Origin of the sequence: Paenibacillus sp. SSG-1, from assembly GCF_002224835.1 — a bacterium.
GTDB lineage: Bacteria > Bacillota > Bacilli > Paenibacillales > Paenibacillaceae > Paenibacillus_AQ > Paenibacillus_AQ favisporus.
Map to the genome: position 1 here is coordinate 3,532,435 of NZ_MBRK01000001.1, position 13,968 is coordinate 3,546,402.

The following is a 13,968-nucleotide window of genomic DNA, read 5'->3' on the forward strand; positions in this document are numbered from 1 at the left end:
TGGCGGTTTCCTCCTTTACGAGTATCGTTTCTCCAGTTTGTTGAAAATGAAGTTGATGCAGAACGTGGCGGCCAGACAGAGCACCACCAGGAATGCGGCGATCGAGCTGCCGTAACCGTATTTCATGGACGTGAACGACATATTGTACATGTGTGTGGAAATGACGTCCGTAGCATGCGCCGGTCCGCCGCCCGTCATGACCATGATCATGTCGAAAGCCTGCAGCGAGCCGATGAAGGCCAGCACGATGGAAATTTTGAAAATCGGGACAATCAGCGGAAACGTAATGTGCCAATCCGCTTTAAAGCCTTCGGCACCGTCGATACGGGCCGCTTCGTACACATCGTCCGGGACATTCGAGATGCCTGTAAATTGAATGAGGGTGTGGTAACCCAGGTACTGCCACAGGGCGACGAAATACAGCGAATACATAGCGACCGAAGGATCGGTGAGCCAGGCTTTGCCCCAGGAATGCAGTCCGACTGCATCCAGGATTTGATTCAGCATACCGCCCATCGAAGCCGGGTTATAGATCGTTTTCCACAGCTGGCCGACGACGACCACGGACAAGATGACCGGTAAAAAGTAACTGGAAACCAAAAAATTCGGTTTTCGCACGTAACGCTTCAGCAGTATGGCTACAAGCAGTGCGATCGGAATCTCGGCCATGGAGAACACCGCAAACATCAACGTTCTCCGCACCGACGGCCAAAATACCGAGTCGTGGAACAGCAGCTTTTTGAAATTGGCCAGACCCACGAACGTCGATTCGCCGATCCCGTTCCAGTCCAGCATACCGCTGTACATGGATACGAGGATGGGAACAAACACAATACCGATATAGATGATTAAGCAAGGAAGCACAAACGCGGCAATCGTCCAGCGGGAGACCTTCAGCACGTTCACGACTTACCTCTCCTCCTTCTCCTTCTTGGCTGCAATATTCCTCATGGGAATTGAAGGGAACGGCATCCGAAATGCGTCCCCTTCATGTTTAAATACCTGTTCTCTCTATAAAAAGCTGGATTTGTATCCGTTGATTATTGATTGTTATCTTCGAACCCGGCTTGATGCTCTTTGGCCACGTCTGCCGAATTTTTCTTCTGAGCGAACAGGTTTTGAATGCTGGAGAGGTGAACCTGGGCCGTGCCCGGATTCATCGTGTTGTCAAACGCCAGGTCTCCGCCTTTGACATCCTTGAACATGTTCAGCACGTCCATCGCCATGTCGGAATATCCTGCAGCCTTGAAGTCGCCGTCCACTTTCTGGCCGATCCCGACCGCGCCTTTAGCTTCAAAGGCTTCTTTCGGGAAGTTCAGCATGAAGTAGTTGAGGAACTCCTTCGTTTCGGCAAGATGCTTGCTGTCCGCCGCAATAGCGAAACCACTGCCTGGTGCCAGCATGAATTCGTCCGGGTTGCCCTTGCCGCCGATCGTCGGGAATTTGAAGACGCCGACTTTGCCGTTAACGGATGACGATTCAATGCCGCCCGTTGCCCAAGTTCCCATGTAGTACATCGCTGCTTTACCGGTTTTGAACAGGTTCTCGCCGGCATTGTAGTCGAAGGATGTTGCACCTTCCTGGAAAGCTCCAGCCTGCACGAGGTTCTGGAACGCGTCTACCGCCTCTACGAAGGCTGGATCTTCAAATGTCTTTTTCTTGTCGAGAACGTCCTTCAGGAATCCAGGGCCGTTGTTCGTGCGGAGCAGCATGTTCATGAACAGGAACGAACCCGTCCAGGTGTCTTTCTCGCCGATAGCCATTGGCTGGATGCCTTTGGATTTCAGCGTTTTGACGACGTCGACCATTTCCTCAAACGTGCTTGGAACCTTCACGCCGCCCTTCTCAAACAGTTCTTTATTGTAGTACACCACGCCGATGTTGTTGCCGTCTGGTACCGCATACGTGCTGCCGTCAAAGCTGTACCAGTCCAGCAGCCCGTCCTGGAACGTGTCCTTCAGACCGTTCTCGGCCAGCATGTCATCAAGCGGAGCCAGCAGCTTGGCATCGACAAAAGGCTGCATTTGCGCCGCAGGGTTCACGACCGTAATGTCCGGAATTTCCTTGGAGGCCGCCTGCGTTTTCAGCTTCAGCTTCTGCTGGTCGGTGTTGAGCGAATCCAGTTCGATTTTGATATTCGGATGATCCTTCTCATACTGGTCCACAATCTTGTTCATGATCTTGTTCTTCGGATCCGTCGGGTCCGGATAGATGTTTTGGAAAGTAATCGTAATGTTCTTATCCTTCGATGTGTCGGATGTGCTGCTGTTGGAGCCGGCTGCGCCCGATGCGCTGCTGCCAGAATCCTCCTTGTTACCGCTTCCACAAGCCGTAAGACTAAGCGCCAAGGTGCCTGTAAGCACGATGCTTAATAATTTCGACATCTTTGCCATCTTGTTATCCCCTTTTTGTTTGGTATGGGTTCATTATGCCGCGATTCGACTCGAAAAGGGAGGTGAGAAATTCAGGAAATAGGTTTAATTTCTAAAGGTCCCCTTAAATGATTGCCCCAGACAATGCAATATTATAAACGAGGCATTGCTGAACAATCGACAAAAAAAGGAACCCTGTAAGGGTCCCCTGAGAATCCTTTCATCCTCATTTATAGCGTGTACATCCCTCAATCCATCCAATCGGTGCAGGTGTCGGCGAGCTGCTGCAGCTCTTGCAGGAACATCCCGGCATGATACCCGTCACAGACGGCATGATGCACCTGCAGCGAAACCGGAAGCAGAACGTGCTTCCCTTCCCGAAAATACTTGCCCCCTGTGATGATCGGCAGCAGGTAGCTTCCGCCATGATCCAGATTCAGGTTAAAGCCGGTAAAACTGACCCATGGAATCATGGATACGGAGAAGGTATGAGGCGGCATGTCTTTTTTCGTAAACAGCCCCATACTCTCCCCATAACGCAGCTGATCCTCCCGGTAAAGTTCCATAAATCTCCGGTAGCTGCTGCTGTACTCCGTCCAGATCGCGGAGAAGGTATGGTTTTCCGGATGAAAAATCGTATAACACGGACTCATCTGCTCCCAGCAGCCAACCTGCTCGTCCCGAATATCCATCCGAAACTCCGCATGCGCATTTACGATTCTGGACAGCATGTACAAAAAGGCGGGGTACAGCTTCATCCCCCTTTTCTTCAGCTCGCCCAGCAGCAAGGTGATCTCGATGTTGGCTGTCATGCTGAAGGTGCACCGGTTCTGTTTGAAATAGTGGTCAAAATAAGGCTGTCTGTCCCACTGCCCGGTTTGGATCGGAATAAATTTCATGTATGAACCCTCCTAAAATGTGTATTTCGCGATTTTAGGAGGGTAAATCAACGGATTTCACCACGACACTCACTCCATATGCAGGATTGGTTACTATGCCATTGTATCCAATTTCGCAGGACAACAAAACAATTTTATAGAGTTATAGACTCCTGCTTTACCTTTTAACCGCTCTATTGCATAAGTTAGAGCAACGAGAGAGGAAAGGAGAAATCCGCTTATGAACATCTCCAAATCGCTGTGCGACCGGTTGGCCGCCATTCTCGGGGGCAAAGGCACATCGGACGGAAAAAGCTGCTCCATCATGATCGAAAGAAAGTTGAATGCCAAAATTCTCGGCAGAAACTATGAAACCGAACACGAAATCACGATCCAATCTTTGAAAAACGGCACAACGCTCAACACAGCGGAAATCACGCTGCTTCAGTCGGAAGTCCAGCGCTTTACCAGTGCCGCCCGCAAGCAGGGTTTTAAAGTGACCGCCATCCACAATCACTGGCTCTTTGAAAAGCCGAGATTGATGTACCTTCATTTGGAAACAGTCGAGAACCCCGTTACGTTTGCCAGAAAATTACGAGCGGCTTTACATGTGCTGAAAAAGTGATCTGTGTGCATCGCTGAAAGGATGATGCCTGTCACGACAAGAAAAGCCCGCCGGCAGATGCCAACGGGCTTTCAGTTCCTTTATTTTAGTAAATAAAGGCTTTTGTGATGATGACCAGCAGGATGAAGAGGACCAGGATTGCTCCTACGCCTCCGCCCCACAAACCACCATAACCGTATCCTACTCCAACGCCTCCAACGCCATCGCTCATGTGATAACCTCCTTGATTTATAAGGTACACCATATTCATATGGCGAAAAGCATAAAGAGGTATAGGCTAAATGGTAAGAACAGTGAGATTGGGCAGCGGCCTGTCAGCCGCAAAAAAATCCCCCGCACCGGTCAGGTGCAGGGGATTGTCCACTCTTAGTACAGCGTGATGTATTGATCACGTTCCCATTGATGAACTTGCGTTCTGTACATATCCCATTCGATTTCCTTCAGCTCGTAGAAGTGAGCCAGGGCATGCTCGCCGAGCGCGTCGATGATGACTTCGTCGCGGATGAGTTCGCCGAGGGCTTCTTTCAGGTCGGCCGGCAGGCTTGGGATGCCTTCTTCAATGCGCTCTTCTTCGGACATCACGTAGATGTTGCGGTCGATCGGCGCCGGCAGCTTCAGCTCGTTGCTGATGCCGTCAAGGCCGGCTCTCAGCATAACAGCAAGCGCCAGGTACGGGTTCGCTGCAGGATCCGGGTTACGAACTTCAACGCGTGTGCTCAAACCGCGGGAAGCCGGAATCCGGATCATCGGGCTGCGGTTGCTGCCGGACCAAGCCACGTAGCACGGAGCTTCATAACCTGGAACGAGACGCTTGTAAGAGTTGACCGTCGGGTTCGTAATGGCTGCCATAGCGCGGGCATGCTTCAGCACGCCTGCCATGTAATAGCGGGCGGTGGCGCTCAGGCCCAGCTCGTCGGACTCATCGTAGAAGGCGTTCTCGTTGCCTTTGAACAGCGACTGGTGGCAGTGCATACCGGAACCGTTCACGCCGAACAGCGGCTTCGGCATAAAGGTCGCATGCAGACCATGCTGACGGGCAATCGTTTTAACGACCAGTTTGAACGTTTGGATCTGGTCTGCTGCCTTCACGGCGTTCTCGTATTTAAAGTCGATCTCGTGCTGTCCCGGTGCCACTTCGTGGTGGGAAGCCTCGATTTCAAATCCCATTTCTTCCAGTGTCAATACGATCTCGCGGCGGCAGTTCTCGCCGAGGTCTGTCGGGGCCAGGTCAAAATATCCGCCCTGGTCGTTCAGTTCCGTCGTCGGATTGCCTTTCTCGTCGGTCTTGAACAGGAAAAATTCCGGCTCCGGACCTACGTTCATGGACGTGTAGCCCATCGCTTCCGCTTCTTTCAGGTTGCGTTTCAGAATACCGCGAGGGTCTCCGGCAAACGGAGTGCCATCCGGCATATAAATGTCACAGATGAGACGCGCAACGCGGTCTTCCGTCACCCAAGGGAAAATGACCCAAGTGTCCAAATCCGGATACAGGTACATATCGGATTCCTCGATGCGCACATAACCTTCGATAGAAGATCCATCGAACATCATTTTATTGTCGAGCGCCTTCTTCAGCTGGCTGACGGGAATCTCCACATTTTTGATCGTTCCCAGCAAGTCCGTGAATTGAAGACGGATAAAACGGACGTTCTCTTCCTCCGCAATACGCAGAATATCCTCTTTAGTATAACTCACGATATCCTCTCCCTTTCTCACATGTGATTCCTGTTATTTTTTATTAAAAAACCGGGACAGCTCGCCTTGAATCAATGAGACCTGACCCGGTCTCTTACCAGATACCAGCTGCTGCTTCAGCAAACGGTGCAGCTGAGATTCCGACAGTTCTCTGCGCTTTACCTCGGTGTCGGCATTAAGGACAGTGGCTTCCTCAGACTCTTTGGACACAGGATTCATGACCTGCTTGATTCCCGCGATGTTGACGCCCTTCTCAATGAGCGCCTTAATCTCCAGCAATCTCTCCACATCGTTAAACGAGAACAACCGCTGGTTGCCGGAGGTGCGCGCAGGCACGATCAAATTGTGCTGTTCGTAATACCGGATCTGCCGCGCGGACAAATCGGTCAGCTTCATGACGATACCTATCGGGAATAATGCCATGTTTCTGCGAATTTCATCACCCATGACTCATCTCAACCTTCCACATGAACTATTTCTCATGTTCCATTGTACATTTCATGATATCACACGTCAATAACGTGTCAGATAAACTTACAATAATTTTCGATTTTTCATCGTCTGTAACGCCATCATTACGCCATATTTGACGTGTGAATAGGTGAGTCCGCCCTGCATGTATCCGATATAAGGCTCGCGGATCGGCGCGTCTGCAGACAGCTCCAGGCTTCCCCCTTGAATGAACGTCCCGGCCGCCATAATGACCGGATGCTCGTAGCCGGGCATGTCCCACGGTTCGGGTACGACGTGGCTGTCGACCGCTGCTGCGCGCTGGATCCCCTGAACGAAAGCGATCAAATGATCCGATCCGGTAAAGGAAATGGCCTGGATCAGGTCGGTGCGCTTCTCGTTCCATGCCGGCTTGCTCTCGAACCCCGCTTGCTCAAACATCGCGGCTGCGAAAATGCTGCCCTTGACCGCTTGTCCCACAAGCGTCGGCGCCAGGAAAAGCCCCTGGTAAATCCCCCGGGTCGTTCCCAGCATCGCTCCCACCTCACCGCCGATGCCCGGGGCGGTCAGCCGATAGGCTGCAAGATCAACGAGGGCTTGTTTGCCGCAAATATAGCCACCGGTTTCGGCAATACCCCCGCCGGGGTTTTTGATCAGCGACCCCGCCATCAGATCTACTCCGACCTGCGTCGGCTCTATTTCCTCCGTAAATTCGCCGTAGCAGTTGTCCACGAACACGATCACATCCGGCTTGATTCGCTTTACGCGCCGGACCATTTCGCCAATCTGCTCCACCGTGAACGAGGAACGCCAGTCATATCCGCGCGACCGCTGGATGCCGATCACCTTCGTTGAGCCGGAAATGCCTGCCTCTACTGCCTCCCAGTCTACGTCTCCTGACGCAGCCAGGGCAGCTTCGCGGTAAGTAATCCCGAAATCGGCCAAGGAGCCCGTACCATCCCCTTTGCGGCCGATCACCTTATGTAATGTATCGTACGGCCGTCCGGTAATGTAGAACAGCTCGTCGCCCGGGCGGAGCACCCCGAACAAGGCCGTTGAAATCGTATGGGTCCCGGAAGCAAAATGCGGGCGTACCAGAGCGGCTTCGGCTCCGAATACGTCCGCATACACCAAGTCAAGCACTTCTCTTCCTCGGTCGTTATAGGCATAACCGGTTGAGCCGGCGAAATGAAAATCGCTCACCTGATGGCGCTGGAACGCTTCGATGACCTTCCACTGATTATGGTCCACGATTCCGTCCACCGTCCGGAGCTGATCTTCGATCCGCCGCTCGGCTGTATCTTTCCACTGTATAAGTTCGTCTGCAAATGTTACCATGTTCCCGGTTTCTCCTCACTTCTCATTGGTCAGAAGGTCTGACCTGTTCTTTATAGCTCTCTACGATGTAACCGTACTTCTCATAGTCAGGCTTGTGCACCTGCACCGTATAAATCATATCATCATTGTCGGCATCCTGGCCAATCACTTCGCCGACCCGGTGCAGCTGGGATAATATATCACCGCGTCCGGCAGGTACGCGGAAGGTTAATGTATCTCCCGTCAACCTCGTCTGTACTGCTTCGCGAACAGCCAGCAGATCTCCTTCCGCAAAAGCGCTGATTTTTAAATAACCCGTCCCGGACGGCAGCATCTCCAGCTGTTCCGGGGTGCAGGCGTCTTTTTTGTTAAAAAGGATCAGCTGCGGCTTGTCAGCCGCCCCCAGCTCTTCCAGAATAGAATCCACCACCCGCATTTGTTCATCGCGCATCTCCGACGATGCGTCTACGACGTGCAGCACGAGATCCGCCTCATTCACTTCCTCCAGCGTGGCGCGGAACGCGGCGACGAGGTCATGCGGGAGGTTCTGGATGAAGCCGACCGTGTCGGTCAGGATCACTTCGCTGCCGCCGGGCAGCTTCATGATGCGCGAGGTTGGATCCAGCGTCGCAAACAGCTGGTTTTCGATATAGACGTCAGCGTTGGTCAGCTGTTTGAGCAGCGTTGACTTTCCCGCGTTCGTGTAGCCCACCAGCGCGACCTGGACCACCCCGCTCTTCTGCCTGCGGCCGCGGTGCAGCTTCCGGTGCTTGGTAACCTCTTCAAGCTGGCGTTTCAGGTCGCCGATTCGACCGCGGATGTGCCGGCGGTCGGTCTCCAGCTTGCTTTCCCCCGGTCCCCGCGTCCCGATTCCTCCGCCGAGACGGGAAAGATTTTTGCCGTGTCCGGACAGCCGTGGAAGCAGGTACGTCAGCTGAGCCAGCTCCACCTGGATAATCCCTTCGCGCGTTTTGGCGCGCTGGGCGAAAATATCCAGGATAAGCTGGGTGCGGTCGATGATTTTGGCATCGAGGGCCTCCTCCAGGTTCCGGACCTGGGCGCCGGAGAGCTCCTGATCAAAGATGGCCGTATTGCCGCCATGCATTTCCAGGGCCTGCTTCAGCTCTTCCACCTTGCCCTTGCCGATAAACCATCTCGCATCCGGCACATCCCGGTTCTGCACTAGCATTTCCAGCACTTCCACGCCGGCCGTCTCGGCCAGCCGGACGAGCTCTTGAAGCGAGTGCTCCGTGTTCATGCCGGATCTCTTCACCTCATCGGTCACCAGGCTGACCAGTACGGCCCGGTCCGGAATTTCATGATTCGTGTCATACGTTTGGTTTGCCATGATGATCTGCTCCTTTTCGCTTCAGCGTCTATTGCTGCAAAATAAAGATCAGTTCAAACTGCCGGGCGCGCCTTTGGCTTCCAGCTTAAAATCCTCGGTCCGGAGCGTCATAAGCTCCAGCTTACCCGGGTTGCTGTGCGCATAATGATTCAGCAGCCGTACAGCCTGATTCCGGATGGACTTCTCGATCGTGTTGCGTACGTACCTCGCATTGCTGAAGGCGTGCTCGCTTTCGCCTTTCTCCTGAATCAGGTGCTGCCTCAATTTTAGTATCGCCTGCGGCATCAGGATGTAGTCCCGCTCCTTGGCCATCAGCTCGGAGATCTGGATCAGCTGATCGATCGTATAATCGGGGAAATCGACCTGAATCGGAAAACGCGACGGCAGCCCCGGATTCGTTTGCAGAAAAAAGTCAATCTCCTCGGAATATCCGGCAAGAATCAGAATGAACTGATTTTTGTGGTCTTCCATCGCCTTGACCAGCGTATCGATCGCCTCTTTGCCGAAATCCTTCTCACCGCCTCTGGCCAGGCTGTACGCTTCATCGATAAAAAGAATGCCGCCAAGCGCCTTCTTGACCAAATCCCTGGTTTTTTGCGCGGTATGGCCAATATACTCACCGACAAGGTCGGCGCGTTCCACTTCGATCAGGTGGCCTTTGCTCAGCACACCCATTTTTTGAAACAGCTTGGCGATGATTCGTGCTACTGTGGTTTTACCCGTGCCGGGGTTCCCTTTAAACACCATATGATATACATGTCCGCCGCTGGCCAGCCCCGCTTCCTGACGCATATGGGCGATTTGGAGCATGGCGTAAATTTCAAACACGAAATCCTTGATGCTGTCCAGCCCTACCAGCTGATCCAGCTCTTTTTGAATTTCCTGATACAGGCTGTGCTGAGCTGTATTCTTCTGGGCAGGGACCGTTTCCTTCTCCGGAACGGCGCTGCTGACGACAGGAGGCTCCTGGCTGCGCAAAATCACATTGATTTGTCTGGATGGCCTGCCCTCCGGCCGGCCGTTCGCGGCCGCTATACGCCCGTTCATGCATCCATCACCTCATTTATCTACAGAGATGTATTCTCTATTCAATGTATTCTACTTGCCCAGGCGTTATTAGCAGTTTCCCATCTATTTCAGGCCTGTCAGCAGCAGCAGCTCATCCAGCTTCCATTTGGTGTAGGCCAGCACTTCCCGCGGCTTGTGATACTTCATCTGAAGCGTTCTGGACTCTGTTAAACCAAGGGCCGGTCGGGTGTAGTCCAAAAATTTCGCAATGTCCAATGAGCGCATGCCATGGTATTGATGCGTAACGATGACGGCGCTTTGCCATCCCCGCTCTCTCATAATCTCCCGGCTGAACAGCAAATTTTCATAGGTACTCGTCGCCTTGTTTTCCAGAATAATAGCGGAAGCCGGCACGCCGTGGTCCACCAGGTAATTCCGCATGCCTTCGGCTTCGGTATACTTGTAATCCGCCCGGTCCAGGCCTCCGGTGACGATAATATACGGAAACTTGCCTTCCTGATAGAGGCGGAGCCCTTCGTCCAAGCGTTCCCGGAGACCGGGGCTCGGCGAGTCCCCCCACATCGATGCGCCGAGAATAATGCCGACATCGCTTGCCGATGCCGGTACGGAGCTGTGGGCCCCGTTCATGAGCCGCCATGCATACCCGACCCACAGCAATCCGAGCAGGACCAGAACGACGAAGGCAATGAGCAGCTTCCGAAGCACGGACATTTTCTTATGCTTGGTTACGGCCACCGGCCCCCCGCTGCGGACGTTCATGACTTCCTCCGGAATTCACCGTTGTCAAATAGTCTCTTCCGGTCCTCAAGGGACATGAGGAAGTACGGAAACTGATGCGCATCAATGGCTTTCATTACGTTCTTCGCCGTTGAGATTGCCAATTGGTAGTCTTCCCTGGTGATATCCCCACGGGTCAGCGCATCATCCAGTTCGTCCTCATCCAACAGGAACACCTCTCCGTTTCGAAGGACGACCACATCCAGATACAAATCGTCAAACCAAGGCACGCCTTGTTCCGTGACCCCCTGCGTTTTGCAGGTGTCGATGTACCATTGGATAATTTCGCTCCGTTCGTCGAACATCGCCGTGACAATATAATGGCTGTTATGTGGAAAGTACTGCAGCCATGAGTATCCTTTATCCGCGATGCGGTAAGTGTGATTTCCGTAGTTTTTCCAGAGCGGCTCTTTCAGGTTGTAAATCGTGTACAGCGTAATATAGCCTGTGAATGCATCGCTCTCAACATAACGGCAGGCGAAGCGGCGGCGGGAAATCCGGCGCCAGTTCGCTCGATCTCCAAATTTTCGTTTCATGGAAAATTCCCTCTCCAATATGGTGTCTTCAGCTTATCACATTTGGGAATCACACTCAAAATATTGCCTGACAGATGTGCGGGCAGCAAAAAAAAGACCCCCAAATGAAAGGGGTCTAAAACAAAACTTATTCTATTCGGTTACGGAGTGGTCACGGTTCCTGTGTTGCCGGAACTGGAATCACCCGGGTTTTGGAAGGTCGTTCCGTCGGTGCTCCCTGTTCCGTCACTGCTGCCATTGTCGGTCGTTCCGCCGTTCTCTGGCGGGGTTATCGTACCTGTGCCGCTATCGCCGGTTGTATCCCCGCTAGATCCGTCGCTGCCGTTATTGGCGCCGCCTCCATGGCCACTGCCGTTGTTGCCATTGGAACCGCCGTTCCCGTTGCCGTTTCCATTGCCGTTATTGCCCGGGCCGCCGTCATTCCAATTTCCATTATTACCGTTATCGCTCCCATTTCCGTTACCCATATCGCCGTTATCTCCGCCCTGGCCGTTGTCGGTATTGCCGTTATCCGGGTTACCGTTTCCGTCCTGACCGTTATCTCCGTTGTTCTGATCAGGCGGGGTTTGTTCATCAGGTGGTGTATCGATCGTGATCTGCACCGTATTGGACGGATCCGACTCGGTACCCGAATCCGGGAAGTATGCCGTGACATAGTATTCGTACGTCATACCCGGCAGTGCTCCCATATCCTGGGCCGTCGTGCCGGCTACGCCATCCAGAATCAGCGAGTAGTTCGCTTCGGACGATTCTTTGCGGTAGATACGGTACTGGGCGTCGCCGGAATCTACGCCGTTCCAGCCCAGCGTAACCGTCTGCGTGTCGATGTTGTAATCGGCGCTCAAGCCGCTTACGTGGCCCTGGTTCTGATCCTGCTCAGGTTCCTTCACCGGCTCCTGTTCTTTGACTTTGTCCGGAACCGGGAACTCCTTCTGAGGGAAGTCCTTCACGACCTGGTCCATGACCTTGCCCCAGAAAGCCGCCGCCAGCGGACTGCTGTTGTGCAGCAGATGCGTTTTGTCCGGCTTGTCATAGCCCATCCAAACCGCAGCGGTCAGTTCAGGCGTGTAGCCGACGAACCATACGTCGCGGTTCGATTTGACACCGGTATAACCGCTTTGCGTTGTGCCTGTCTTACCCGCTACCGGACGGTCGATTCTGGCTTTCCGGCCCGTACCGTCTTCAACGACCTTTTTCATCATTTCGGTCATTTGGTATGCGGTGTTTTCGCTCATGACTTTCTTAGCGCTGTCTTTATGCTCATAAACCGGCTTTTCGTCACTGTCGACGATCTTCTTGATCGAGTACGCCTCGTTCATCTTGCCGCCGTTGGCAAAGGCGCTGTACGCCTGAGCCATTTCCAGCGTGTTCGTTCCCTTGCTGATACCGCCGAGCGCCATCGCAAGGTTCTTGTCATCTTCGGTCAGCTGAATGCCGAGGGATTCCGCGAATTTGAAGCCGGTATTTACCCCGATTTGGTTCAGCAGCCATACAGCCGGAATGTTCTCGGATTTCTGGATCGCTTCGGCCATGCCGATCGTATCCGAGTATCCGTGCAGGTTGCCTGGGCAGTAGCTGCCGAAGCACTGCTTCTTGTTGCTGAGCGACGAGTACATATCAAACTTGCCGCTTTCCAGTGCAGGCGCGTACGAGACGATCGGCTTAAAGGCCGACCCCGGCTGCCTGCGGCTGTTCGTGACACGGCTGTAGCCGCCGCGCGTATAATCCCGTCCGCCGAGCAGAGCGACGAGCGCTCCCGACTCCTGGTTCATGATGACCATGGAGCCCTGCACCGGCTGGTCATCCGGGCTTTTCTCGAAGTTCGATTCGTCTGCAAACTCTTTCTCCAGCACTTTCTGGGCATTCGCATCCATCGTCGTATAAATTTTGTATCCGCCGATGTTCAGATCGTCTTCGCTGAGCCCGGTAACGTCTTCCGCCTCATTCATGACATAGTCCATGAAGTTCTGATACTGCAGCTGTTTTTTCGGCGGTTTATACGTATATTCGACTTTTTTCGCAGCGTCGGCCTCTTCCTGCGTGATGTACCCTTCCTGGGCCATCAGGTTCAGCACGACGGCGCGGCGCTGCATGGACAAGTCCGGATTGCGCACCGGATTGTATTTCGAAGGACCCTTTGGCATAGCCGCCAAGGTGGCCATTTGCCAAACCTTCAACTGATTCAAATCGCTTACGCCGAAATAATACTTCGACGCTTCCTTGATTCCGTAGATTTGCCCGCCGAAATTGATCCGGTTCAAGTACATCGTAATGATGTCGTCCTTGTTCATGTTCCGTTCCAGCGCCATGGCGATGGACACCTCGGTCGCCTTCCGGAAGAACGTTTTGTCCCGGGTCAGAAAAATGTTTTTGGCGAGCTGCTGCGTAATGGTACTGCCGCCTTCGACCTTGGATCTGGCGATGACGTCCTTGACGGCTGCCCGGCCTATCGACCACAGATCGACGCCGCTGTGCTCATAGAAGCGTTTGTCCTCTGTCGCCACAAAAGCCTCCTTCAGCAGCTTCGGAATATCCTCGCTCTGGACCGGATCGCTCTTCTGCAGGGACAGCTCCCCCATCAGATTGCCGTTGCGGTCGAATACTTTAGATGTTTCGTGTACGGTCAGCTTATCCTTGTTCGCCTGCAGCAGGCGCTCCCCGTTGACCGTAATATACAAATATCCGGCAAGCGCACAGAAGATAGCAAATGCACAGGTGAAAAATAACGTCCAAAACACGCGCTTTCCGGATATTTTTTTCTTCTTGTTCTTGGTTGTCTTTTTCATTGTCTTGGGCTGTTCTTTGTTTCTATCAGACCTCGACAGCTTGTTGTTGTCCATGGTACCCTCCTGACTCCCTTTCTGATTTCTAAGCTCGGAATGAAAAGAACAACCCTTGCAGGTTGCTCCGCTCCATTTCCTATGCTTACAGAATGAACGTC

The 13,968-nt window shown here is 53.2% G+C and carries 13 protein-coding genes; 1 reads left to right on the top strand and 12 read right to left on the bottom strand.

Annotated elements, in window-relative coordinates:
* Positions 1-15 precede the first annotated feature (15 nt).
* The 3 genes from BCV73_RS16265 to catA all read right to left on the bottom strand — a co-directional run bounded on the left by BCV73_RS16265 (position 16) and on the right by catA (position 3,271).
* Positions 16-906 carry a carbohydrate ABC transporter permease gene (locus tag BCV73_RS16265; protein ID WP_076171233.1) on the bottom strand — a complete coding sequence of 297 codons (891 nt, stop codon included), beginning with the start codon at positions 904-906 and terminating at the stop codon, positions 16-18.
* A gap of 134 nt (positions 907-1,040) precedes the next feature.
* Complete coding sequence (locus BCV73_RS16270) at positions 1,041-2,393, bottom strand: extracellular solute-binding protein (protein WP_076171230.1); 1,353 nt, start codon at positions 2,391-2,393, stop codon at positions 1,041-1,043.
* A 227-nt stretch (positions 2,394-2,620) separates the two neighbouring features.
* Complete coding sequence (gene catA / locus BCV73_RS16275) at positions 2,621-3,271, bottom strand: type A chloramphenicol O-acetyltransferase (protein ID WP_089547910.1); 651 nt, start codon at positions 3,269-3,271, stop codon at positions 2,621-2,623.
* A gap of 220 nt (positions 3,272-3,491) precedes the next feature.
* Here catA and BCV73_RS16280 point away from each other — a divergent pair, with 220 nt between their 5' ends.
* Positions 3,492-3,875, top strand: coding sequence for a DUF1259 domain-containing protein (locus BCV73_RS16280; RefSeq protein WP_076171225.1), 384 nt, complete (start codon positions 3,492-3,494; stop codon positions 3,873-3,875).
* 85 nt (positions 3,876-3,960) lie between these two features.
* On the opposite strand, the gene BCV73_RS34805 is transcribed toward BCV73_RS16280, so the two are convergent.
* The 9 genes from BCV73_RS34805 to BCV73_RS16320 form a co-directional block, all read right to left on the bottom strand.
* The gene (locus BCV73_RS34805; protein ID WP_143811875.1) at positions 3,961-4,086 is read right to left on the bottom strand and encodes a sporulation protein YjcZ; all 126 of its coding nucleotides are present in this window, start codon (positions 4,084-4,086) and stop codon (positions 3,961-3,963) included.
* Between the two features lie 155 nt (positions 4,087-4,241).
* Complete coding sequence (glnA, locus tag BCV73_RS16285; RefSeq protein WP_076171222.1) at positions 4,242-5,570, bottom strand: type I glutamate--ammonia ligase; 1,329 nt, start codon at positions 5,568-5,570, stop codon at positions 4,242-4,244.
* Positions 5,571-5,603: 33 nt separating this feature from the next.
* Positions 5,604-6,017, bottom strand: coding sequence for a MerR family transcriptional regulator (locus tag BCV73_RS16290; protein WP_076171220.1), 414 nt, complete (start codon positions 6,015-6,017; stop codon positions 5,604-5,606).
* An 87-nt stretch (positions 6,018-6,104) separates the two neighbouring features.
* Positions 6,105-7,358: a methionine gamma-lyase family protein gene (locus BCV73_RS16295; protein WP_089547911.1), complete on the bottom strand. Its 1,254-nt coding sequence runs from the start codon at positions 7,356-7,358 to the stop codon at positions 6,105-6,107.
* A gap of 22 nt (positions 7,359-7,380) precedes the next feature.
* The gene (gene hflX / locus BCV73_RS16300; RefSeq protein WP_076171215.1) at positions 7,381-8,685 is read right to left on the bottom strand and encodes a GTPase HflX; all 1,305 of its coding nucleotides are present in this window, start codon (positions 8,683-8,685) and stop codon (positions 7,381-7,383) included.
* Between the two features lie 48 nt (positions 8,686-8,733).
* The gene (locus BCV73_RS16305; RefSeq protein ID WP_089547912.1) at positions 8,734-9,732 is read right to left on the bottom strand and encodes an AAA family ATPase; all 999 of its coding nucleotides are present in this window, start codon (positions 9,730-9,732) and stop codon (positions 8,734-8,736) included.
* Between the two features lie 84 nt (positions 9,733-9,816).
* Positions 9,817-10,473: a YdcF family protein gene (locus tag BCV73_RS16310; RefSeq protein ID WP_089547913.1), complete on the bottom strand. Its 657-nt coding sequence runs from the start codon at positions 10,471-10,473 to the stop codon at positions 9,817-9,819.
* Positions 10,470-11,027, bottom strand: a complete 558-nt coding sequence (locus BCV73_RS16315) for a ribonuclease FAU-1 family protein (RefSeq protein ID WP_076171208.1) — start codon at positions 11,025-11,027, stop codon at positions 10,470-10,472. Before BCV73_RS16315 ends, BCV73_RS16310 begins: the two co-directional genes overlap by 4 nt.
* Positions 11,028-11,167: 140 nt before the next feature.
* A complete protein-coding gene (locus tag BCV73_RS16320; RefSeq protein WP_089547914.1) occupies positions 11,168-13,867 on the bottom strand; it encodes a penicillin-binding protein 1A in 2,700 nt (899 codons plus the stop codon).
* Positions 13,868-13,968: the final 101 nt, after the last annotated feature.

Bases quoted from the DNA above. Each gene is read 5' to 3' on its own strand.
- BCV73_RS16270 (WP_076171230.1), bottom strand. From the start codon at position 2,393: ATGGCAAAGATGTCGAAATTATTAAGCATCGTGCTTACAGGCACCTTG.
- catA (WP_089547910.1), bottom strand. From the start codon at position 3,271: ATGAAATTTATTCCGATCCAAACCGGGCAGTGGGACAGACAGCCTTAT.
- BCV73_RS16280 (WP_076171225.1), top strand. From the start codon at position 3,492: ATGAACATCTCCAAATCGCTGTGCGACCGGTTGGCCGCCATTCTCGGG.
- BCV73_RS34805 (WP_143811875.1), bottom strand. From the start codon at position 4,086: ATGAGCGATGGCGTTGGAGGCGTTGGAGTAGGATACGGTTATGGTGGT.
- BCV73_RS16290 (WP_076171220.1), bottom strand. From the start codon at position 6,017: ATGGGTGATGAAATTCGCAGAAACATGGCATTATTCCCGATAGGTATC.
- BCV73_RS16295 (WP_089547911.1), bottom strand. From the start codon at position 7,358: ATGGTAACATTTGCAGACGAACTTATACAGTGGAAAGATACAGCCGAG.
- hflX (WP_076171215.1), bottom strand. From the start codon at position 8,685: ATGGCAAACCAAACGTATGACACGAATCATGAAATTCCGGACCGGGCC.
- BCV73_RS16305 (WP_089547912.1), bottom strand. From the start codon at position 9,732: ATGAACGGGCGTATAGCGGCCGCGAACGGCCGGCCGGAGGGCAGGCCA.
- BCV73_RS16310 (WP_089547913.1), bottom strand. From the start codon at position 10,473: ATGAACGTCCGCAGCGGGGGGCCGGTGGCCGTAACCAAGCATAAGAAA.
- BCV73_RS16315 (WP_076171208.1), bottom strand. From the start codon at position 11,027: ATGAAACGAAAATTTGGAGATCGAGCGAACTGGCGCCGGATTTCCCGC.
- BCV73_RS16320 (WP_089547914.1), bottom strand. From the start codon at position 13,867: ATGGACAACAACAAGCTGTCGAGGTCTGATAGAAACAAAGAACAGCCC.